This is a genomic window from Variovorax sp. NFACC27, assembly GCF_048301545.1.
GTDB lineage: Bacteria > Pseudomonadota > Gammaproteobacteria > Burkholderiales > Burkholderiaceae_C > Variovorax > Variovorax gossypii.
In genome coordinates, this window is sequence record NZ_CP157613.1 from 4,321,384 (window position 1) to 4,342,459 (window position 21,076).

Genomic DNA, 21,076 nt, shown 5'->3' on the forward strand with positions numbered 1-21,076 from the left:
GCCACCTCCATGAAGATCCTCGTCCTCCACGGCCCCAACCTGAACCTGTTCGGGCGCCGCGAACCCCACATCTACGGCAGGACCACGCTCGCCGAGATCAATGCCCGGCTGCAGGCGCTGGCCGGCGAACTCGACGTGACGCTGGAGACCCTCCAGTCGAACCATGAAGGCGACCTGATCGACTTCCTGCATGCGCACATCGACGACGCGCAGGGCGCGCTGGTCAATCCCGCAGGACTCACGCAGCACGGTGTGCCGCTGCACGATGCGATCAAGGCCATGCCGTTCCCGACCATCGAGGTGCACATGTCCAACATCGCCGCGCGTGAAACCTGGCGCGCCCACTCGATCATCTCGCCGGCGGTCAAGGGCACGATCCAGGGGCTGGGCCCGCAGTCGTACCTGGCCGCCCTGCGCGCGCTGGTGGAGATGCACAGGCAGGCCGAAGCGCAGGCCGCCGCATGAGCCGCTGGATCGACCGGTGCTGCCGCGGCATCGAGGCACTGATCGCGGCCGCGCTCGCGGTGATGGTCGTGCTCGTTTTCGGCAACGTCGTGCTGCGCTACGGCTTCAACTCCGGCATCACCGTGTCTGAGGAAGTCTCGCGCTGGCTCTTCATCTGGATGACCTTTCTGGGCGCCGTGGTCGCCCTGAAGGAGCACGGGCATCTGGGCGTGGACATGGTGGTGCAGAAGCTGCCGCCCCTGGGCAAGAAGGTCTGCCTGGCCGTCGGGCACGTCGTCATGCTCTACATCGTCTGGCTGCTCTTCCAGGGCAGCGTCGCGCAGGCGCGCATCAACTGGGACGTGACCGCGCCCGTCACCGGCGCATCGATGGCCATCGTCTATGCCTCGGGCGTGGTCTTCTCGGTGCTCGCCGGCCTGATCCTCGCGCTCGACCTGCTGCGCCTGCTGACCGGGCGCATCGCCGAGAGCGAGCTCGTGATGGTCCAGGAGTCGGAGGAAGCCGTGCAGCTCCAGCAGATCCTCGGCGCGAAGGACGACGCGCAGGAAGTACGCCGATGACCATCCTCGTCTTCGTGGGCACCCTGCTGCTGGCCATGGCGATGGGCATTCCCATCGCGTTCTCGCTGCTCGCCAGCGGCGTGGCGCTGATGTGGCACCTCGATCTGTTCGACGCACAGATCCTGGCGCAGAACGTGATCGGCGGCGCCGACAGCTTCCCGCTGCTGGCCGTCCCCTTCTTCATGCTCGCCGGCGAGATCATGAACGTGGGCGGCCTGTCCAAGCGCATCGTCGACTTTGCGCTCGCGCTGGTCGGCCACGTGAAGGGCGGCCTGGGCTACGTGACCATCATGGCCGGCTGCCTGCTGTCGGCGCTCTCCGGCTCGGCCGTGGCCGACGCCGCCGCGCTCACCGCGCTGCTGCTGCCGATGATGGTGAGCGCGGGGCACGACAAGGCACGTGCGGGCGGTCTCATCGCGGCCACCGGCGTGATCGGCCCGGTGATCCCCCCGAGCATCGGCCTCGTGATCTTCGGCGTGGCCGCCAACGTGTCAATCTCCAAGCTGTTCCTCGCGGCGATCGTTCCCGGCCTGCTCATCGGCGGCGCCCTGTGGATCACCTGGGCATGGCTCGTGCGGCGCGAGAAGATCGTTCCGCCGCCGCGCAAGTCCTCGGCCGAGATCGTTTCGGCCTTCCGCAAGGCACTGTGGGCGCTCATGCTGCCCGTGATCATCCTCGTGGGCCTGCGCATGGGCGTGTTCACGCCGACCGAAGCGGCCGTGGTGGCTGCCGCCTACGCGCTTTTCGTGTCGACGGTGGTGTACCGGGAAATCACGTGGAAGGATCTCTACGGCATCTTCGTGAGCGCGGCCAAGACCAGCGCCATCGTGATGTTCCTGATCGCCGCGGCCATGGTGAGCGCCTGGCTCATCACCGTGGCCGACCTGCCATCAAAGGTCGTCGGCCTGCTGCAGCCCTTCATGGGCAACCCGGCCCTGCTGATGGCAGCGATCATGGTGCTCGTCATGGTCGTGGGCACGGCGATGGACATGACGCCGACCATCCTGATCCTCACGCCGGTGCTGATGCCGATCGTCAAGGCCGCCGGGATCGATCCCGTGTACTTCGGCGTGCTGTTCATCATCAACAACTCGATCGGACTGGTCACCCCGCCGGTGGGCACGGTACTGAACGTGGTGGCCGGCGTCGGGAAGATCTCGATGGACGATGTCACGCGCGGCGTGGTGCCCTTCATGATCGCCGAGTTCGCGATCCTGTTCGTGATGGTCGCGTTCCCGCAGTTGGTCATCGCGCCCGCGCGATGGTTCGGGGGCTGAGGCGGTGGCGATGTCCAGCTCTCCCGGCCCGCGGTGGCGTGGCCGCGTCGGCCTCTGGGTGCTCGCGCTCCTGACACAGTTGCCGGCGGCTGCGCAGGATCCCGAGCGCGAGGTGCTGCCCGAGCAGCGCCAGGCGCTGGCTTTCGTCTCGCCCACGGGCCTGACCCCGCTGGGCGGCAAGCTGATCTTCAGCGCCTTCCACGTCGAAACCGGCCAGGAGCTGTGGATCACGGACGGCACCCGTGCCGGCACAGCGATGCTGAAGGACATCCGCCCGGGCTTCCGGGGCGCCTTCCCCGCCGGCCAGACGGCGTTCAAGGGCCACGTCTATACCGCGGCCACCGATGGCGTGCACGGCATCGAGCTCTGGCGCACCGACGGCACCGCCGCGGGAACCTCCCTCGTGGTCGACCTGCAGCCGGGCGAGGAAGGCGCGCTGCCGAGCGAGCTGACGGTGTTTCGCGATGCGCTGTACTTCACGGCCAATGACGGGCGTTCGGGATTCCAGTTGTGGAAGACATCGGGCACCGCGCCCACCACGGTGCGCGTGTCCTCGATCGACGCCGGCCCGCGCGCGGTGGCACGCCAGCTCACGGTGGCCGGGCAGCGTCTGTTCTTCACCGCGACCACGCGCGAGCACGGTCACGAACTCTGGGTCAGCGAAGGCACGCCCGAGAGCACGCGCATGGTGAAGGACATCCGGCCCGGCCCCGAGGATGCTGGCATCCAGAACCTGACGGCGGCAGGTGATGATCTCTACTTCACCGCCCACGACGGCGTGCACGGCATCGAGCTGTGGAAAAGCGACGGCACCGCGCGCGGCACGCGCATGGTGAAGGATCTTCGGCCCGGTTCCGAGCCCTCCCGACCGATGCACCTGACCGCTGTCGGCCGCACCCTGTACTTCGCGGCCGACGACGGCGTGCATGGCCTCGAGCTCTGGAAGACCGACGGCACCGAGCGCGGAACGACGCTGGTGAAGGACATCCGCCCGGGGCCGTCGGGCGCCATCTCGAGTCCGATCGCGGCGATGGGCGGCCGGCTCTACTTCGCCGCGACCGACGGCGCCTCGGGCGCGGAACTCTGGCGCAGCGACGGGACCGCGGCAGGGACCGTGCTGGTCAGGGACATCGCTCCAGGTGCGGACAACGGGTCGCCCGCACGCTTCTCGGTCGCCGGCTCCCGCCTCTGGTTCTCCGCCAACGGCGGCAGCGCCACCGGCGTCGAACCCTGGACCAGCGACGGCACACCAGCCGGCACGCACGCCGTCGCGGATATCGCGCATGGCGCGCGCCATGCGATGCCCCAGGGCTTCCGCCGCCTGGGCAGTTCGGTGCTCTTCGTCGCCGACGATGGCAACGGCAACGAACGCCTCTGGGCGCGTCGCAAGGACGCCCGGGTGGCCCTGATCGGCGACCCGCTCAGCCAGCGCCTGCGCTGATCCGCATGTCCGGCACGGGCCCGCAGGCACCGCCGAAGGCCTGCGTGACCGCGTAGTCGTACAACGCCTGTCGCATGGCTGCCGCGAGGGCCGGGTGCGTGGGGTCGTGGCCGGCGCCCGGCACCCACCGCAGGATGGCCCGCCCCTGCAATGCGCGCGCCAGTGCCTGGGCGCCCTGCGGCGGGCACAGGAGGTCCTGCGTGCCATGCACGATCAGCGTGGGAACCGCGGGCAGTGCAGCGCAGCGCTGAAGGAGCGTGGGCGCACGCAGCCAGCATCCGTGTCTCAGGTAGTGGCTCTGCACGCGGTAACGCCGCACCAGTTGCTGCAGCGTCGCGTCGTCGGGCCGCGGTGCAGGCTTTCCCGTGGCCATGCGTTGCTCCCACCCGGACCACAGCCCTGCCATCCGGCACTGATGCTCCGGGCTTCCATGCGCGAAGACCTCCGCGACCACGTCCGTGATCGGACATTGCCGTCGCCGCGCCTCGTTCCACAGGATGCGCCATTCCGGGTCGCCGTGGCGCACGGCCTGCGCGAAGACATCGTGGATGTCGCTGGCACGCGCAAGAAACACATTCCTGAGCAGCAGGCCTGCGACGGCGCCGGGCTGGTCCAGCGCATGCGCCAACGCCAGCGTGGCGCCCCAGGAGCCGCCCACCACCAGCCACCGGTCGATCCGAAGGTGAGCGCGCAGGCGCCGCAGGTCGTCCAGCAGGTCCGCGAGCGTGTTGGCCGCGATCGCGCCCGCGGGCGTGCTGCGCCCCGCCCCGCGCTGGTCGGGGCAGATGATGCGGTAGCGCGACGGATCGAATCCGCGGCGCAGCACAGGCGAACTGCCCGAGCCCGGTCCGCCGTGGAGCACCAGCGCCGGCAGGCCCGCCGGGTCGCCATGCTCCTCGACATGCATGACATGTCCGCCGCCCAGCGGCAGCCGGTGGATGGTCGGCCGAGGACCCACTGTCACGCGCGGGCCGCGTCAGGCCTGCGCCTGGGCATTGGCGTCCGTGCGGAAGACCAGGTCGCCCGATCGCCGGGCGCCCGGTACGAAACGGATCGGCGCACCGCCGATGTCGCGCACATCCGCCGCGGCCGCGACCATGGCCTGGACCTCCGCGTGCCGCGGACTCTTCGGGCAGACCGGGTCCGTGGCAGTGGCATCGCCGGTCAGCAGGAAGGCCTGACAGCGGCAGCCACCATGGTCCTTTTCCCGGTCGTCGCAGCTTGCGCAGGTGCTGCTCATCCAGCCGGTGCCGCGGTAGGCGCGGAAGGCCGGACTGTCGTGCCAGATGCTGCCGATGGTGTGCTCGCGAACGCTAGGGAAATCCAGCCCGGGCAGCATCCGCGCACTGTGGCAGGGCAATGCCACGCCGTCGGGCGCCACCACCAAAAATACGCTGCCCCAGCCGGCCATGCAGGGCTTGGGCTTCGCCTCGGCATAGTCGGGCACCACCCAGAGGATCTTCATGCGCCCCGCCAGACGCGGCCGGTGCGCCTCGACCACCGCTTCCGCGGTCGCCAGCGCCGCGCGGCTGGGCATCAGCATCTCGCGGTTGCGCCATGCCCAGCCGTAGTACTGCACATTGGCCAGCTCCAGAAAATCCGCCTCCATGGATTCGGCCATCTCGATGATGCGGCCGACGTGCGGCAGGTTGTAGCGGTGCATCACGCAGTTCAGCACCATCGGATAGCCCAGGTCCTTGATCGTGCGGGCCACGCGCTGCTTGAGGTCGAAGGTGCGCGTCGAACTCAGGAAGTCGTTCAGCTCGCGGCTGGAGTCCTGGAACGACAGCTGGATGTGATCGAGACCGGCCTTCTTCAGCGCCTGGGCGCGCTGCGGCGCGAGGCCCACGCCCGAGGTGATCAGGTTGGTGTAGAAGCCGAGTTCGTGCGCTGCCGCGACGAGCTCCTCGAGGTCCTCGCGCACCAGCGGTTCGCCGCCCGAGAACCCCAGCTGGACGGCCCCCATGGCGCGTGCCTCGCGGAAGACGCGAACCCATTCGTGCGTGCCGAGTTCGTTGCCGTAGCGCGTGTAGTCCACGGGGTTCGAGCAGAAGGCGCAGTGCAGCGGACAGCGATAGGTCAGCTCCGCGAGCAGCCACAGCGGCGGTTTCACAGCGGCAACGCGGCGGCGCTCACCGGATCCAGTGGCGTCCACGGGCCTGCTCCAGGAACTCGAGCACGTCGGCACGCAGATCCGGTTCGCCGAAGGTGCTCTCCAGATCGGCCACGAGCGCCGCGACCGAGGTCTTGCCATCGCAGCGCTTCAGGATTTCCGCCGCCGGCTGGTTCAGCCTGATCATGCCCTCGGGAAACAGCAGCACATGGCACTGCTGGGCCTCTTCCCACTGCATCCTGTAGATCGTGCCGAGTGCCGGCTGTGCGCTGTCGGTCCATGCGCTCATGGCTGCTGCTCCTTCGGAAGATGATCGGGATAGGCCTTCTCGATCGCGTCGAGCATGGCCCAGAGGATGTCCAGCTTGAAGCCCAGGATCTGCAGGGCACGGACCTGTCGTTCGCGCGTGGTGCACCACTGCATCGCCACTTCCAGGCCATGCTCGACATCACGGTCGGCCAGCGGGATGCGGCTGCGGAAATAGTCCAAGCCCGAGGTGTCGATCCACGGATAGTGCGTGGGCCAGCCCGCGAGCCGGTCCTTGTGGATGCGCGGCGCGAACATCTCGGTCAGCGAGGAGATCACGGCCTCCTGCCAGGGCGCCGTGCGCGCGAAGTTGACGTAGGCATCGACGGCGAAGCGCACGCCGGGCAGGACGAGCGCGTGCGACTCCAGCACATCGCGGCGCAGGCCGGTCGCGAGGCCCAGGCGGGTCCATATCTCGATGCCGCCGGCGTGGGCGCCTTCGTGGTCGCCGTGCCCGTCGTGGTCGAGCATCCTCACCACCCAGCGCCTGCGCGTCGCGCGATCGTCGCAGTTGGAGAGGATCGCCGCGTCCTTCACGGGAATGCGGCACTGATAGTAGAACCGGTTCGCCACCCAGCCCCGGACCTGGAAAGGTTGCAGTTCGCCGGCGTTGAGCCGCCGGTTGAACGGATGGTGGCTGTGGTAGCGCGACTCCATCGCGCGCAGCTGCGACTCGAAGACCTGCGGCGGCCAGGGCTCCTGCCGCATCTGTTGTTGCTGGTGCGTCACGCGTCAGATCTCCAGTTCCATGCCGTCGAAGGCCACCTCGATGCCGCGGCGCACGAGCTCGGCGCGCTCCGGCCCGTCTTCGTCGAGGATCGGGTTGCTGTTGTTGATGTGGATGAGCACTTTCCTGCGAGCGGCGCAGGCGTCCAGCGCCCTCAGCATGCCCGGCCCGTGCGGTCCGTCGCACTGCGGCAGGTGGCCCATGTCGGCGGCGTGCTTCTTGCCGAGGCCCGCCGCGACCATCTCGTCCTCGCTCCAGAAGGTGCCGTCGACCAGCACGGTGTCGCAGCCGTCGAGGCACCGGCGCTCGGCCTCGCCGACCCGTGCGAGGCCCGGTGCATAGAACACGCGCCTGCCACTGGCCGGGTCTTCGATCAGCACGGCCGCGTTGTCGCTTCGCGCCTCGGCCTGCCGGCGCGGCGAGTAAGGGGGCGCCTTGCCGGGAACCGGCACCGCCTGCAGACGCAGGCCGGCGATCTCGTGCCACGCACCGCCGCCGGGCTCGAGCGGCATCGGGTGCCAGTTCACGCCGCTGTAGCTTTCGAGGGCCTTCAACAACGGCAGGCTGCCGGTGAGGTCTTCGTGGGACTCGGGCGTGCAGTAGAGCTGCAGCCGGGATCCCTCGCGCAGGCTCAGAAGCCCCGCGACATGATCGATCTGCGAATCCATCAGCACCACGGCCTCGATCGCGGAATCGCGCAGGCCATGGCGAGGCCACAGCACCGACGAGGCGCGCAACTGCGCGCCGATGTCGGGCGACGCGTTCAGAAGCACCCAGCGTTCGCCGTCGGCCGACACGGCCATCGAACTCTGCGTGCGAGGCAGGGCCCTGACCTGTCCGGTTCGCTGGCCGGCACACAGGCGGCAGTTGCAATTCCATTGAGGGAAGCCACCGCCCGCTCCCGAACCAAGAACCAGAATCTTCATGGGGCACAAGAAAAAGACGGCACCGGCGCGAAGCCGGTGCCGTCGGGGGCCGCGCTCAGCGCGCGGAGATGTACATCGTGATCTCGAAGCCGAAACGCAGCTCTTCGAACTCAGGCTTGCACCATTTCATCGCATTGCTCCTTCAGTGGTTGGGGGCTAGGAAACGGAATCAGTACACGACGATCTTGCCCGTCGGGCGCGGGCTATGACAGTCGTTGTAGAAGTATTCGCCCGGCGTGTCAAAGGTGTGGGTCGCGGACTGGCCCGGAGCCAGCCTGAAGTCGAACCTGCCTTCGAAGAACTGCGTGGCGCAGTGCGTGTTCGCATTGGTCCCCGGATTGGTGAAGGTCACGGTGGTGTTCGCCGGCACGCGCATGAAGGTCGGCGTCATGGCATTCACGGCCGTCGATTCGGTGGCGCCCGGCTCATTCGCAGCGGTCTGCACACGCGCCAGGAACACCGTGTTGGGCGTCGGCAATGCAGCGCCCTCCACCGCCGAACCCGATACCGGCCGGCGCACGACGGGCGGCACCGGTGTGGGCGCGGGCGCGACGGAGCCTCCGACCTTGAAGGCCCACAGCCGGTCGCCGCGCGGTGCCGAATCGCCGTACGGGATGCCCGTGCCGCCCGAGAACACCGCGATGTACTGCTCGCCATCGATCTCGTAGGAGACCGGGCTGGCACTGATCGCGGCGCCGGTCTGGAAGCGCCACAGTTCGCTGCCGTCATGCGCATCCAGGGCCAGCAGGTTGCCGTCGGGCTGGCCGATGAACAGCAGGTCGGAGGCCGTGCTCAGGATGCCGTTGCCGTGCGCCAGCGAATACGGCATCTGCTTCTTCCACTTCACGAGGTTGGTGCTCGGATCGACCGCCACGACCGCACCGGTCATGTAGGTGCCCGGCGGACGCAGGCCGTTGCTCGATTCGGTCAGCGAGTGCGCCGCCGACACGTAGCCCATGCCCGTGTAGACCAGGCCCGTGCGCTGGCTGAAGGACTGGTGGTTCCAGTTGGCACCGCCGCCATGTCCCGGAATGGACAGGATCGGCACGTCCCAGTGCGCGTCGTAGAGGCAGCCCTTCACGTAGTTCGGGACCGCGCGGTTGGGGTCGCCGGGGATCGCCGTGCCCAGCGGCTGGTCCACGATGCAGGTCTCGGTCCAGGCGCCCTGGCGCGGCAAGGGCTGGGTGGGCCAGCTGGCCTGGCGGGCGTCCTGCTTCACGGGCACTTCGTCGATGCCCAGCGGCGCGCTGCCGTCCTTGCGATCGAGGATGTAGTACATGCCCGTCTTGCTGCCGTAGATCACGACCTTGCGGTCCTTCCCGTCGATCTTGACGTCGGCGAGCACGGGAGACATCACGTTGTCCATGTCCCAGATGTCGTGGTGCACGGACTGGAAGTGCCACTTGTACTCGCCGGTCTTGAGGTCGAGCGCAACGATCGAATTGGCGAAGAGATTCAGGCCGGGGCGCGTGGAGCCGTTCTGCGACGAACCGCCGCGCACGTTGCCGAAGGTCCAGTAGACCAGGCCCAGTTCGGGATCCACCGCGGGGTGGATCCACGGCGTCGCGCCGGTGCGCTCGGATTCGGCCGCGCCGCCCCAGGTGTCGTAGCCGATCTCGCCGGCGCGCGGCACGCCCCAGAAAGAGGTCAGCACCTTGCCCGTCAGCGCATCGGCGGAGAACGCGGCGCCGCGGTTGCCGTCGTTGGTGCCGAGGTAGAGCCGCTTGTCGTGATAGACGAGCGCCACCTTCTGCAGCGCGCCCTGGTAGTCGGGATCGGTGGTGCTGCTCGGGTACTGCTTGATCCAGGCGATGGCGCCGGTGTCCGTCCTGAGCGCCACCAGGCGGTTGCCGGTGGCGACGGTGAAGACCAGGCCCAGGTCCTTCGCGACGGCCACCCCGCGGCGGGTGATGGCGCCGTAGGGCGTGGTCCACTTCCATTTCGTGAGGCCTGTCTTGCCGTCCACCGCGATCACGTTGCCCAGCGCGGACTCGATGTAGAGCACGCCGTCGACGACCACTGTCGTGCTCTGGTTGGTGCCGGTGGTCATGCCGCCCTCGATCTGGTTGACCCAGGCGCCGCCCAGCTGGCCGACCAGGCCCTTGTTGATCTTGCGCAGGCTGGAGTAGTTCTGGTTGCCCAGATTGCCGCCCACCTTGGGGAAGTCCTTGTCGCCGGCCGTGCAGCAGTCGGACAGGTCGGCCGCGGGCGCGGCGGCCGCAGGCGGCAATGCCGCTGGCGGCGCGCTCGATGCCGGCGGTGGCGCGGGGGCCGGGCTGATGGGCAGCACCGGCGCACTGCCGCCGCTCGAGCCGCCGCAGGCGCCGATCAACAAGGGGGATGCGAGCACGCCGCAGGAAACCAGCAGCGTGACCAATGATCTCTGTTTCATGGATGTCTCTACCTGGTGAAGTTGGAAAACGGATGCGCGCGAGGCCGCACGCACCGCAGGCTGGGCGCGGTGCGCGAAGCCGGCCTCGGCAGCCAATTACGTGGTCGCTATTCGGTGCAGAAGGGCGTGAGACCCATGGCCGACTTGACGCCCTGGACCACGAGCTTCTGGAACTCGATGGCCCCCACGCCCGAGAGGTCCGCGGTGAAGGAGTGGGCGTTGTGCCCGAGGGTCGTGAGCCATGCCCGGCCGCCGTCGTAGTACTGGCACCAGGCGACCGGATGGAAGTCCGCATGGCCCGGATGCGGCGCCGCCGTCAGCGGCTTCAGTGTCGAGGTGTCGACCTTGGCCAGGAACTTCACCTTCGTGGGGAAGGGCATGAGGTTGTACCACTCGTCCTGGAAGGAAAAGCGCTTGGGCACGTCCTTCGTCGACGGGTCATCCGAGACGATCTCGACATCACCGGCGCGATTCGGCCCGTGGTTGTAGAAGTTCGCGTTGCCGAGCAGGCCTTCGTAGTAGGGCCAGTTGTACTCCGCGCCGAAAGCGTTGTGCAGGCCGACGAAGCCGCCGCCGCGGCGCATGTAGTTGCGCAGCGCGGTGCGCGCGGCGTCCTGGCTCGTGCTGACCGCGCCGTTCCACAGCGTGTCGCGGTTCGAGCTCGCGAAAATGATCGCCTTGTAGTTGTTGATGCGGCTGCTGAGGACCGCGACGTCCTCCGTCCAGTCGACCGTGATGCCTTCGGCCGACAGCATGCGAACCAGGCCCGCCTGCATCACGTTGTCCGGATTCATCACCGGGTTCAAACCCGCGGCCATCGGCGTGCCCAGCACGGCATGACGCGGCCCCGCGGTGCGCGAATAGACCAGCACCCGGTCCGGCGTCGAAGCGAAGGCCCCCCAGTCGTTGTAGCACTTGGGAATCGTTCCCCTGCAGACGTTGTAGTAGGCGTCGAAGCTGTCGTCGGGGGCTTCGGCCACCGGGTCCGTTGGCTGAACCGGTGTCTCGCCCGCAGGCTCGGTCGGATTGCTCGGTGCCGCCGGCGCCACGGGAAGGGCCGTGAGCGGCACCCCTCCACCACCTCCGCTTCCTCCTCCGCATGCAGTCACGGCCAGCGTCACGGCCGCCGCCAAGGCGAGCCTGAGAGTCAATGATTTGGCAAATTCCAAGGGAGTCTCCTCGTTCTGATCGATGGCGCAGAGTGCGAGCGCTCTGCCGCTGCTGGCCGACCGTTGCGCTGCGGCGGGGTTGACCGGGGGCGATCATAGGAATTTTCTGGAAAGTATTTCCATCATGGAAATCCCTTCCTATTTCAATCGATCTGAAGATTGGCGCCCTCGGACTGACCCCGCGGATTGCGCAGTGGGAGCCGGCATCGGTGTCTAGGCGGCCGCCATCAGCACCGGCGTCGGGACGGTGATCGCGCTTGGCGTGGTCGCGCTGGGCTAGGAAACTGCTCGCCGGACGAACAAGACAAACTGCACGACGACCACAAGCAGAAGTGCGGGCAGTCCGACAGGCTGGGTGCCTGCATGGCCGGCCCGAGCCCATCCCAGCGTTCGGCGAGAAGACAGGTTTTCGGACAATGCGCGCGAGCGCGCGAGTAAATCATGGACCCGTGCTTTGCTCGGAGCACTTCATCGAGATGCACCTGGACCTCGGCAACGTGTTCAGGGACGAAGACCCCGCTTCCTCGCATCCCTGGGCGACGCGCAAGCCGGATGCGTTGCGCCGGTGCTCCTGTCTCGCATCGCGAAGAAAGGCAATGGCGCGCCTGCGCCAGGAGGCGCTGGACCGTTATTTGGGACTCTTCCTGCCTGCAAGCGCACGAGATCCGGCCGTGCGCCACTGGACCCTGTCACGACGCCCGCAGCGGCAGTGCTCAAAGACCGTCGCAGGAGGTTTCCTGGATGCCGCAGATCTTGTTGAGCCATGTCCGGAACCGTCCCTTGGGTACGCCTGCACGCGCCGCAGCAGCGATCTGCAACGGCCGCAGGTCGGCGGGGAAGCGGGCTTCCTCGTACTCGACCTGGACCCATCGCCCCCGGCAGTCGACGGGCCGGCCGGCGGCCACGGTGCTGTCGCCATCGAACAGCGAGTCATCCTGCAACCGGATCGTCGCGGGCGCACCTGGCGACGGCGCCGCACGTCCTGCCTTGGCCTGCGACTTCACGACCAGCTTGCGGCCGCTGACCCAGCCTTCGCCCTTGTAGACGGGCCGGGGTGCCTGCCCGGTCAACATGTCGTCGTCCGCTGCCTCGCGGATCTTGAACCAGCCGTTGGCGCTGGCCGTGACACCCACGCGAACGCGCACTCGCAGTCCGGATCCATCCGACCAGACCGACGGCAGCTTGCCAAGCACCTTCGCCGTGGGGGTGGGCTCCGCGCGCACATTGAGGCCGGCGGGGTCGGTCTCTTCGACGAAGGCCGTGAACTGGCAACTCGACGATGCCGGCGAGCCACCCGAGGCCTGGGCTGTCCCACCAAGGAGGGCAAGCGCCAACAGCAGGGCCGGCGCCACGGAGAAATTTCGGTCATTGGCCATCAACGAGCTCGCAAAGAGAAAGGAGGAAGGAGTAAGCCAGGCCGTCAGCAAGAACGAGGCTTCCTTGATGGGTTCCTCGGGACCACATGTTCACGACTGGCGCATTGTCAGCGCTGTTCCAGTGACTTTCCAGGAACTGCACCGCGCGTTCGGAGTGAATTCCTTGGGTGACATTTCATGCAGCCATCCGGCGACACGCCCAGCCTCCACGCGCCGACGCATGCTCACATGACAAGGTTTTCGCGGGCATCTGGGTCAGCGCCATCCTGCGATCCCGCAGCACGTGCAGGCCACCTTCCGCCCCGTGCACCAAGGCCCGCCGGCGAACCACGGGAGAATGCACGCGAGCCCACTTTCCAAACACCATGGCCCACCCTCGAAACGCATTGCCCCTCTGGCTGCTGCTGGCGGCAGCGACATGCCCTGCCGCGGGCATCGAGGACATGCGCTCCCACGGCTCCACGCAGGGCCTGTACGAGATCCGCGAGCAGGCCCACGCATTCGTTGCGCAGCACAACGCAAAGGGCGGCGTGATCTGGCACGCTGGCGAGCCGAATCTCAAGGTCTTCGTGCCACGCTGCGCTGTCGCGCTGGATGCACGGTGGGACACGATTCGCTGGTCGTCGACCGACGCGCGGGGTACCGTGATACCGCAAAGTCGTCGTGTGATCGCAGTGCGATGCGCACGCACCGTCGATCCACCTCAGCAATGGGACGTCCACGTCCCCGTGACCACAAACGGCTCGGCACCGGGAGAAAGATAGGGGCGGACCATTCAGCGAATCGGCCGTATGGTGCTTCCATGGCCATGGGCGCACGGTGCAGGCGGGCCCGTGCCATCAATGGTGAATCAAGCGACCCTCCGCAGGCTGTCCGCCAGGCGCTGACTGGCTGACATTGGCGGACGGCGTACCGCTTCCTTTCTTGTACGCCAAGGTCACCACGCCACCGATCGGTGCATGCGGCACCCGAACACGCACCGCCACATCAACATCAGCCTGCACCCGCAGCCGGTGCTGCAACTGGCCGATCTGGAACTCAACGAGCGTACGGCGAAGTGTTCCCGTGACGGGATCGAACTCGGATTGACCAAGAGGGAATTCGCGTTGCTGCTGGTGCTTCTTCGCAACCAAGGCCGTGTCATGTCACGCCAGAAGCTCGCTCGGCGCGTATGGAACATGGATCTCGACGAAACGAGCAACGCAGTCGACGTGGCCATACTTCGTCTGCGCAGCAAGCTCGACGCACCGTTTGAAGCGAAGCTGCTGCACACCGTGCGAAGTCAAGGATATGTCCTGGAACAGCGTTCTGGCTCTTGATCGGCCTCAGTCTCGATCACGTCGCGACTAGCGCACGAGGGTCATGGCTTCTTGGTAGCTCGACCAGAACTCGGGGTGGCCCACAGGAGCGCCCCAGGAAGCCACGTAGTCGAGGAGCAACTCACGCTGGAGGCGGTCGCGTACGCGTCGGGCCATGTACGCCGTCTCGTTCTCGAAGTCCAGAAGCGCCCCTTCCGTGTAGAAGTCCCAGCGCGGCGAGTCCTTCATGGCTCGGACGTGGCGCTGGAGTTCGTTCGACTCGTACACGATGAACTCGTTGAGCGGCCACTCGACATCCTGCATGGTGCTTCTGAGGGCAATACCCGCGAAGCCGAAGCGGCGGCATGCGTACTCGACAACGAAGTAGTCGCCCGAACTCACCCGTGGCATGAAGGCCGTGAGCTCAGGTGCGCATGCTGGCGACCAGAGCAGCAGAGGCGGATCGGCGTCGTTGCTGCTGTAAGGCTGTGACGGAAAAACGAGTGGAGTCGCTTTGGCGCTGATCGGCCAGGTCAGCGTGCCAAAGGCAGCGACCAACGCAGGCAGCGGCACCTTGAGGACCGCCAGATTGAAGAACGGGCGGGCAAGTACAGACATCGGCGATTCGCTCCCTGTCGAAGTTTTCTTGACGTCCGGAAGTCGCCCGTCACTCATGGAGACAAGACACGTCAGTTGCTTGCAAGAACTGTTCGGCCTCCCGACCAGAGACTAGGCCTGCTGAACATTGAACGTGCCGCGCTCCAAGGCGCCGGTGCGCGCCGACGGCGCGCGCGTGCAATAGTCCAGCGGAAAGACCTGCACATGAGTCAATCCCAGCCGTTTCAGGCTGCGCCGGATTTCGGAAGGCGAATCGCTGGGCGACAACAGGACGCGGCCTTCGGTCGTGAGAAGCGCTATCGCGGCGATGTCGAAGCCGGCATGGGTGTCGCAGAACATCACCCCCGGGTAGATCAACCCGTTGGCCAGCCTGAGGACGACCGCCACGCTGAGCGAGCTGCCGTCGACCGGCACTTCGCCGGTTGCTACCGGCTTCACCCAGGTCTCGTCCTGCTCCTCTTCGGCGTCTTCCTCCTCATCCAGGGCGAACTCCCAGACAGGAAACGCCTCGAGGTCCGAGGCCGTGAGCTCATCGACCGGCTTGCGTGTGGCGATAGTGGGCGGCATGGGTTGCGTTCCAGGGTTTGGTGGCAAAGACAGGGCGCGCAGTTCGAGCGAGCTAGGAGCTGACTTGGATCTTCGGCTTCTTGAGAGCTCTCACGCAGGCGCCGATCTCCTCCGGTTCATGTGTGCCCAGGTTGTGGCACTTCAGTTCCTGTTGCCACAATTGAAGTGAACTCAGCAGCCGTTTCAGCAGGAACGAGGTGGCCTTTTCCCTACCGTCATAGTCATGAGGCTCGAATTCGTCGAAGTCCGACGACTCGGCGGACACGAGTGTCTCGAAGGATTGCTTGAGCACTCTGACATGCGAGTAGCTGCGAAACGCTTCGTCAGCCTGCCGCTTGATGGTTCGCGCCCAAAGTTTCCGATGCAGCGCCTGCATGTCTGCCCGCAACAGAGCTTCGGATAACGGCAGACTTGCTGATGGCATATGACAGCGTCGAATAGGGGATAGGCACGGGCCTCGCGACTTCGGCGGAGTATATGGTTGCGGCGATTCGCGACCGAAGAGGCACTCCGACGATTTCGAGGCCTGCTCAGCTCTCGATGCTGATCTTCAATCAGTCCCACTTTGGACTGCCACTCAAGCCAGCCCCGCCGTCGGAGATGGCGGCGAGATTCACTAGCGCGCAAGGAATGCGAGCGCCCTGCGCACGAAATCGCCATGGAACTGGAACACCGCGCCGTGTCCGGAATCGGGATAGATGATGAGTTCGCTGTTCGGGAGCCGCTCGGCCAGATCGCGGGTGTTTCTGCTCGGGACCATGCGATCGCTGTCGCCGTTCGCAACGAGGACGGGGTGATGAACCTTCGACAAGTCCGCAGGCGCCTTGTTGCCCCACCGGCGCAGCGCCTTCAACTGGGCCTGCAGCGCGGCCACGGTGATTTTCTTGTCGCGATCTTCGGTACGTTCCTGGATGCGCAGCAGGAACTCCTTGCCCGCGCGGATCCCGGAGGGCGTTCGGGTAAAGAACAGGAATTGCTTCGGGTCCTGGAAGCTGAGCCAGCCCCGAAGCATGTCGAGGTACGTCACCCGCGCCACCTTGCTGATGCCTTCGCCACCGGCGGGGCCCGTCCCCGTGATGATCATCTTGCGCACGAGCGCGGGCTTCATCAACACGATCTCCTGGGCGATCATTCCGCCCATCGAGAATCCGAAGAGGTCGACCTGATCGAAGCCCATTGCCTCGACGAAAGCGATCGCGTCCTGCGCCATCTCCTCCATCGATGCCGACGGAGAACCACTCGAAGCACCGACACCGCGGTTGTCGAACGCGATCACACGATGTCTGGCCGCGAACCCGTCGATGACCCGGGGATCCCAGTTGTCCAGCACCGCGGCCAGATGGATGAGGCACACAAGCGGTGGGCCGGGGTTGTCCGCCCCGAGTTCCCGGTAGGCGAACTTCACACCGCCCGCCGTGATCGTTCGCGTTCGTACGCTTTTCCAGGTGCTCTTCAATTCTTGCGGCTCGTTCATGTTGCTCCACCCTCACGGTGCTCATGTGGTCGGCTGATCAGCCTTGCTCGGCGTCTTGACTCGATCGTTGGTGCCGCTAGCGTCCCTCAAGCGACAAGGACCGGATAGTCGGTGTAGCCCCTGGGGCCGGGGGTGTAGAACGTCGCCGTGTCGATGACATTCAGCGCCGTGTCGTTTCGCATGCGCTCCACCAGATCGGGATTGGCAAGGAAGGAACGGGCAAAGGCGATGAGGTCCGCCTGGCCCGCTTCGAGCGCGCTTTCGGCCTTGGCGCGATCGAAGCCGCCGGCGAGGATGAACAGGCCCTGGAACGCGGTGCGCAACTGGGCTTTCAACTCGGCAGGCACCGGCGGAGCGCCCATCGCCGAGTGGTCTAGCAGGTGGACATACTGCAGGCCCAGCTTCGACAGTTTCTCTGTGAGCGCCAGGTATTGCGCCTCGACCTCGGGAAACGCGCCCGTGCTGTTGAACACGCCATACGGCGACAGCCGGATGCCGACACGCTGTGCACCGATGACGGCCGCGGTGGCACTGGCGACCTCGAGCGCGAAGCGGTTGCGCCCTTCGATGCCTGCGCCATAGGCATCGGTACGCTGGTTCACATTGGCGTTCAGGAACTGCTCGATCAGATAGCCGTTTGCGGCATGGAGCTCGACGCCGTCGAATCCTGCTTCGATGGCAAGCCGCGCAGCGTTCGCGTATTCGTCGACCGCGCGGGCGATATCGATCGCGGTCATGGCCCTCGGAGCGCTGTGCGGTTGCATGTCCTGGGAGTCGGTGTGCATGTCGCCCGGGCACGGGCTGGCCGTCGGTCCGAGCACTTCCGCACCCGCAGGCAGGTTGGCCGTGTGGCTCACGCGGCCGGTGTGCATGAGCTGGACGAAGATCTTGCCGCCCTTGGCATGGACCGCATCGGTGACAACCTTCCATCCGCGCACATGCGCCTCGTTGAAGAGGCCGGGAATGCGCGCATAGCCCAGGCCGTTGGGCGATGGCGAAGTTCCTTCGGTGATGAGGAGCCCCGCCGAAGCGCGCTGGCCGTAGTACTCGGCCATCAGGGTGTTGGGCGTATTGGCGTTGACCGCGCGGCTGCGCGTCATCGGCGCCATGACGGTTCGGTTGGCGAGCCGGATCGAAGGGGTGACGAGAGGTTCGAAAAGCATGGAAATCCTGGACAGATGGAGGTCGTTCGAGGCCTGGTCAGAGGCAATGGGCAGCTTCAGCGATCTGGCGCGTGTCGGGCTCACGACGCCTGCGGAAGGTAGCTGGGCCGCGCCGCGGTCATGCCCTGCTTGACCTGCAGGGTGAGGTCGTCCGCCAGCACCTCATCGAGGCCCGATTCGAGGCCATCGAGCGCGCGCCTGACGATCTCCTGCGCACTGGACTTCGGAACGTCGAAGCCACGCGTGAGGTCGGTGTCGACATAGGCCATGTGCAGCCCCAGCACCTGCGTCTTCTGCGCCGCCAGTTCGCTGCGCAGTGCATTGGTCAGCGACCAGGCCGCGGACTTGCTTGCCGAATAGGCAGCGAGCTCCCCGCCGTTCACCCACGAGGCCACGGACAGGACGTTGAGCAATGCCCCGCCGCCGTTGCCTTTGAGAATCGGCGCGAAGGCCTTGCTCATGCGCAGCACAGCGAAGAAGTTGGTTTCGAAGATCCGCCGTGCGACGTCCTCGCTGTCGGCCGCCAGAAAGCCTCCTGGCTGCGCAATGCCGGCGTTATTGATCACCAGCGTCGCATCGGATGCCAGCGCCGCAGCGGCCGCCACATCTTCCGGGCGGGTGACATCGAGCCGGAGGGCCTGCACACCGTCCTGTGTGACGGTTGCGGGATCGCGCGCGGCTGCGTAGACCTTGCGCGCACCGCGGGCAAGCAGCGCGCGCGCGAATGCCAGGCCGATGCCGCGGTTGGCGCCGGTGACGAGGGCAACAGTGTTTTCGATCTTCATGGGAATCTCCAAGGTGGAAAAAAGCAGCTTCACTTGAACTTGATGACGACCTTGCCCTTCGCTCGGCCCGCTTCGACATAAGCCAAGGCCTCGTTGGTTGACGCGAAGGGAAAGATCCGATCGACGACGGGATGGATGGCTCCGGCTTCGATGAGGCGGGTGATCTCGCGCAGCTGGCTGCCGTTGGCCTTCATGAAGAGGAACGCGTAGTCGATGCCCCGGCCCTTCGCCTTGCGTCGAATGCCTGAGCTCAACAGCCGCATGACCAGTTTCACGAAACCCGGTGCCGCGATTTCCTTGCCGAATTCGGGATCGGGCGGCCCGGAGATGGAGGTGAGCTTGCCGTCCCTTTTGAGCACCCGCAGAGACTTCTCGAGCGTCTTGCCATCCTGGCTGTTCAGAACCACGTCGTAGCCGTGCAGGATGTCCTCGAAGTCTTGCGACTTGTAGTCGACAACGACATCCGCACCGAGGGTCTTCACGAGCGCGACATTGCCCGTGCTCGTCGTGGTGGCGACCGTGGCGCCCAGATGCTTGGCCAACTGAATGGCAAACGTGCCCACGCCGCCCGAACCCGCCTGGATGAAGACCTTCTGTCCCCTCTTCAGATTGGCCTTCACAACCAGCGCCTGCCACGCCGTCAGGCCCACCAGAGGGATGGAAGCGGCTTCCTCCATCGTGAGACCCCTGGGCTTGAGTGCCAGCGAGGCCTCCTTGACCGGCACGAATTCGGCGAAGGTGCCTATCCGGAAATCGTCGACTCGCGCATAGACCTCATCGCCCGTTCTGAAGTGCTGCACGCGCGGCCCCACCTTGGCCACGACGCCCGCAACATCGTGGCCCAGTACGAGGGGCAGGCGATAGGGCAGGATGAGCTTGAATTCGCCATCCCGTATCTTGGCGTCCAGCAAGTTGACGCCAGCGGCGTGTACCTGGACCAGAACCTCGTCATCACGCAGTTCGGGCATCGGGATGTCTGCCGATCGCAAGGCGACCTTCTTGCCGTATCGATCGAGAACAAATGCTTTCATGGTTGTCCTCCTTATTCCTGGCGCAACCAGGTCTGCGAACGACCCAGCATGGGCACACCGATGTAACCGCGCACGTCGAGCTTCTTGCCGTTATCGCTCAGGCGCAATTTGCTGCGGTAGACCTTGCCGTTGTCCGGATCGAGGATCTGGCCGCCGACGTACTCGCCCCCCTCCCTGCTCAGACCGCTCAGGATCTCCAGACCGACGACAGGTGCGTCCTTGTTCGTGCCTTCGCACTTGGTGCACCTCGGATTCGGGTCTTCCTGGGGACCAGGAAACACCTTCTCGATCCTGCCCAGCAGCATTCCGCCCGACTCCGTGATGCGGATCAGGGCTCGAGGCTTGCCGCTGACGTCATCCATGTTCTTCCACAGACCTGTGGGCGATGTCTGGTCGGCTCGCGCATTGACGGCTGCGAGCGCTGCAGTCAGCGACATCGCCAGGAAGGAAAACGCGAGCCGGGTTGCGAGGCCGCGAGAAGCGGGTTTGACGGTTGCGCGTGCGCGCCATGCTGAGGGGCGGGAGTGATGCCCGACGTTTTTTCCTCGCCCATGCGACTCGTGCCCCATCAAGGCCGACAGGCCCGGCCAAGTGGAGAGAGGGACGTTGCGTCTAAGGGGAAAATCCAAACATCGCATGATGATCATCATATGTAGAGGCGAGCAAAAAGCCGTATGGATCGGTGAATTCAGGAATGGGCCAGGTGCTTCAGTGCCGCTTCGCGCAGGCTGTTCGACAGCGCTGGCTCGTCGACTGCACGAGCCAGCAGCAATGTGCCCACCATCGTGGCAATGGTCACGAGTGCGCGTTCATGCGCGCCGGACTGCCCCCAATCCGGCGACTGGCGGGCGACGAGATCGATCATTGCCTTGATATGCCGGGTGGTCACCCGGCGTACTTCGGGCGCTTGGCGCGGCGTTTCCGATCCCAGCGCGGCCAAGGGGCATCCCATCTCAATCTGCTCCAGATGCTCCTGCGAGAGATAGGTGCGAAGCATGCACTCCAGCGCTTGTTCCGAGGACACATTGGCAACAACGTCCGCCGCTGCCGCGGCAGACTCGGCGCACGCGCGGCCCGCCGCTTCCGCCAGCATGGCCTCGCGCGATTCGAAATGGGCATAGAAGGCGCCATGGGTCAGACCGGCCTCCTTCATGATGTCGGCGACCCCGGTGCCGTCATAGCCACTGCGACGGATCGCCCGCGCTGCGGCCACCACGATCCGTTCGTGGGATTCTTCCTTGGCCGCTGCTCGGGCGTTGCCTTTTGCATTTCGCATGATGTTCATCATACATTAATTCAAAACGCCTGTGTCGCGGTCCGATGGAGCTCGGTTCGTTGAAGAAGTCTGCAACGCCAAGCAGCTTGGCTTCGAGAACCCACGGGACCGG

The 21,076-nt window shown here is 66.1% G+C and carries 24 protein-coding genes; 6 read left to right on the plus strand and 18 right to left on the minus strand.

Translation table 11 applies throughout. The features are described from left to right. Window positions 1-9: 9 nt before the first annotated feature. Genes ABL840_RS20175 through ABL840_RS20190 form a run of 4 tightly spaced genes read left to right on the plus strand, consistent with a single transcriptional unit; the run spans window position 10 to window position 3,743 of the window. Window positions 10-465, plus strand: coding sequence for a type II 3-dehydroquinate dehydratase (locus ABL840_RS20175; RefSeq protein WP_093307217.1), 456 nt, complete (start codon window positions 10-12; stop codon window positions 463-465). Next, on the plus strand, window positions 462-1,025 hold the full coding sequence (locus ABL840_RS20180; RefSeq protein WP_093307218.1) for a TRAP transporter small permease: 564 nt from the start codon (window positions 462-464) through the stop codon (window positions 1,023-1,025). Before ABL840_RS20175 ends, ABL840_RS20180 begins: the two co-directional genes overlap by 4 nt. Next, window positions 1,022-2,302 carry a TRAP transporter large permease gene (locus tag ABL840_RS20185; RefSeq protein WP_093307219.1) on the plus strand — a complete coding sequence of 427 codons (1,281 nt, stop codon included), beginning with the start codon at window positions 1,022-1,024 and terminating at the stop codon, window positions 2,300-2,302. The genes ABL840_RS20180 and ABL840_RS20185 overlap by 4 nt, the downstream gene beginning before the upstream one ends. Before the next feature lie 10 nt (window positions 2,303-2,312). After that, window positions 2,313-3,743, plus strand: coding sequence for an ELWxxDGT repeat protein (locus ABL840_RS20190; protein ID WP_093307220.1), 1,431 nt, complete (start codon window positions 2,313-2,315; stop codon window positions 3,741-3,743). Here ABL840_RS20190 and ABL840_RS20195 read toward each other — a convergent pair. From ABL840_RS20195 to ABL840_RS20235, 9 genes are all read right to left on the minus strand, one after another. Then, window positions 3,724-4,707: an alpha/beta fold hydrolase gene (locus tag ABL840_RS20195; protein ID WP_418115941.1), complete on the minus strand. Its 984-nt coding sequence runs from the start codon at window positions 4,705-4,707 to the stop codon at window positions 3,724-3,726. The two genes, ABL840_RS20190 and ABL840_RS20195, sit on opposite strands and share 20 nt — an antisense overlap. A gap of 12 nt (window positions 4,708-4,719) precedes the next feature. Further along, entirely contained in the window at window positions 4,720-5,898 is a 1,179-nt protein-coding gene (gene pqqE, locus ABL840_RS20200; protein ID WP_240652207.1) for a pyrroloquinoline quinone biosynthesis protein PqqE, read from the minus strand. Next, window positions 5,876-6,145: a pyrroloquinoline quinone biosynthesis peptide chaperone PqqD gene (gene pqqD, locus ABL840_RS20205; protein ID WP_240652208.1), complete on the minus strand. Its 270-nt coding sequence runs from the start codon at window positions 6,143-6,145 to the stop codon at window positions 5,876-5,878. Before pqqD ends, pqqE begins: the two co-directional genes overlap by 23 nt. Further along, window positions 6,142-6,870, minus strand: a complete 729-nt coding sequence (gene pqqC / locus ABL840_RS20210) for a pyrroloquinoline-quinone synthase PqqC (protein ID WP_093209369.1) — start codon at window positions 6,868-6,870, stop codon at window positions 6,142-6,144. The genes pqqD and pqqC overlap by 4 nt, the downstream gene beginning before the upstream one ends. Window positions 6,871-6,894: 24 nt before the next feature. Continuing rightward, a complete protein-coding gene (gene pqqB, locus ABL840_RS20215) occupies window positions 6,895-7,815 on the minus strand; it encodes a pyrroloquinoline quinone biosynthesis protein PqqB (protein WP_093307222.1) in 921 nt (306 codons plus the stop codon). A 55-nt stretch (window positions 7,816-7,870) separates the two neighbouring features. Then, complete coding sequence (pqqA, locus tag ABL840_RS20220) at window positions 7,871-7,945, minus strand: pyrroloquinoline quinone precursor peptide PqqA (RefSeq protein WP_080898329.1); 75 nt, start codon at window positions 7,943-7,945, stop codon at window positions 7,871-7,873. A 39-nt stretch (window positions 7,946-7,984) separates the two neighbouring features. After that, complete coding sequence (locus ABL840_RS20225) at window positions 7,985-10,207, minus strand: PQQ-binding-like beta-propeller repeat protein (protein ID WP_093307270.1); 2,223 nt, start codon at window positions 10,205-10,207, stop codon at window positions 7,985-7,987. Between the two features lie 107 nt (window positions 10,208-10,314). Further along, window positions 10,315-11,376 carry a ThuA domain-containing protein gene (locus ABL840_RS20230; protein WP_418115942.1) on the minus strand — a complete coding sequence of 354 codons (1,062 nt, stop codon included), beginning with the start codon at window positions 11,374-11,376 and terminating at the stop codon, window positions 10,315-10,317. A 713-nt stretch (window positions 11,377-12,089) separates the two neighbouring features. After that, window positions 12,090-12,803 carry an SH3 domain-containing protein gene (locus ABL840_RS20235; protein WP_093307223.1) on the minus strand — a complete coding sequence of 238 codons (714 nt, stop codon included), beginning with the start codon at window positions 12,801-12,803 and terminating at the stop codon, window positions 12,090-12,092. A 335-nt stretch (window positions 12,804-13,138) separates the two neighbouring features. On the opposite strand from ABL840_RS20235, the gene ABL840_RS20240 reads away from it, so the two are divergent. Beyond that, complete coding sequence (locus ABL840_RS20240; protein WP_093429419.1) at window positions 13,139-13,516, plus strand: hypothetical protein; 378 nt, start codon at window positions 13,139-13,141, stop codon at window positions 13,514-13,516. A 195-nt stretch (window positions 13,517-13,711) separates the two neighbouring features. Next, on the plus strand, window positions 13,712-14,071 hold the full coding sequence (locus tag ABL840_RS20245) for a winged helix-turn-helix domain-containing protein (protein WP_093307224.1): 360 nt from the start codon (window positions 13,712-13,714) through the stop codon (window positions 14,069-14,071). A gap of 27 nt (window positions 14,072-14,098) precedes the next feature. On the opposite strand, the gene ABL840_RS20250 is transcribed toward ABL840_RS20245, so the two are convergent. The 9 genes from ABL840_RS20250 to ABL840_RS20290 form a co-directional block, all read right to left on the minus strand. Beyond that, the gene (locus tag ABL840_RS20250) at window positions 14,099-14,668 is read right to left on the minus strand and encodes a hypothetical protein (protein WP_093307225.1); all 570 of its coding nucleotides are present in this window, start codon (window positions 14,666-14,668) and stop codon (window positions 14,099-14,101) included. Between the two features lie 111 nt (window positions 14,669-14,779). Beyond that, complete coding sequence (locus ABL840_RS20255) at window positions 14,780-15,235, minus strand: hypothetical protein (protein ID WP_093307226.1); 456 nt, start codon at window positions 15,233-15,235, stop codon at window positions 14,780-14,782. A 52-nt stretch (window positions 15,236-15,287) separates the two neighbouring features. After that, window positions 15,288-15,659 (minus strand): hypothetical protein, encoded by a 372-nt coding sequence (locus tag ABL840_RS20260; protein ID WP_143123855.1) that lies wholly within the window; start codon window positions 15,657-15,659, stop codon window positions 15,288-15,290. Between the two features lie 192 nt (window positions 15,660-15,851). Then, window positions 15,852-16,709, minus strand: a complete 858-nt coding sequence (locus tag ABL840_RS20265; protein ID WP_093307228.1) for an alpha/beta fold hydrolase — start codon at window positions 16,707-16,709, stop codon at window positions 15,852-15,854. Window positions 16,710-16,795: 86 nt separating this feature from the next. Then, window positions 16,796-17,872, minus strand: a complete 1,077-nt coding sequence (locus ABL840_RS20270; RefSeq protein WP_093307229.1) for an alkene reductase — start codon at window positions 17,870-17,872, stop codon at window positions 16,796-16,798. Between the two features lie 80 nt (window positions 17,873-17,952). After that, window positions 17,953-18,657, minus strand: a complete 705-nt coding sequence (locus ABL840_RS20275; RefSeq protein ID WP_093307272.1) for an SDR family oxidoreductase — start codon at window positions 18,655-18,657, stop codon at window positions 17,953-17,955. A 29-nt stretch (window positions 18,658-18,686) separates the two neighbouring features. Beyond that, window positions 18,687-19,688, minus strand: coding sequence for an NADP-dependent oxidoreductase (locus tag ABL840_RS20280; protein ID WP_093307230.1), 1,002 nt, complete (start codon window positions 19,686-19,688; stop codon window positions 18,687-18,689). 11 nt (window positions 19,689-19,699) lie between these two features. Continuing rightward, the gene (locus ABL840_RS20285) at window positions 19,700-20,125 is read right to left on the minus strand and encodes a DUF2147 domain-containing protein (protein ID WP_093307231.1); all 426 of its coding nucleotides are present in this window, start codon (window positions 20,123-20,125) and stop codon (window positions 19,700-19,702) included. 251 nt (window positions 20,126-20,376) lie between these two features. Then, entirely contained in the window at window positions 20,377-20,976 is a 600-nt protein-coding gene (locus ABL840_RS20290; RefSeq protein WP_093307232.1) for a TetR/AcrR family transcriptional regulator, read from the minus strand. Between the last annotated feature and the right edge of the window lie 100 nt (window positions 20,977-21,076).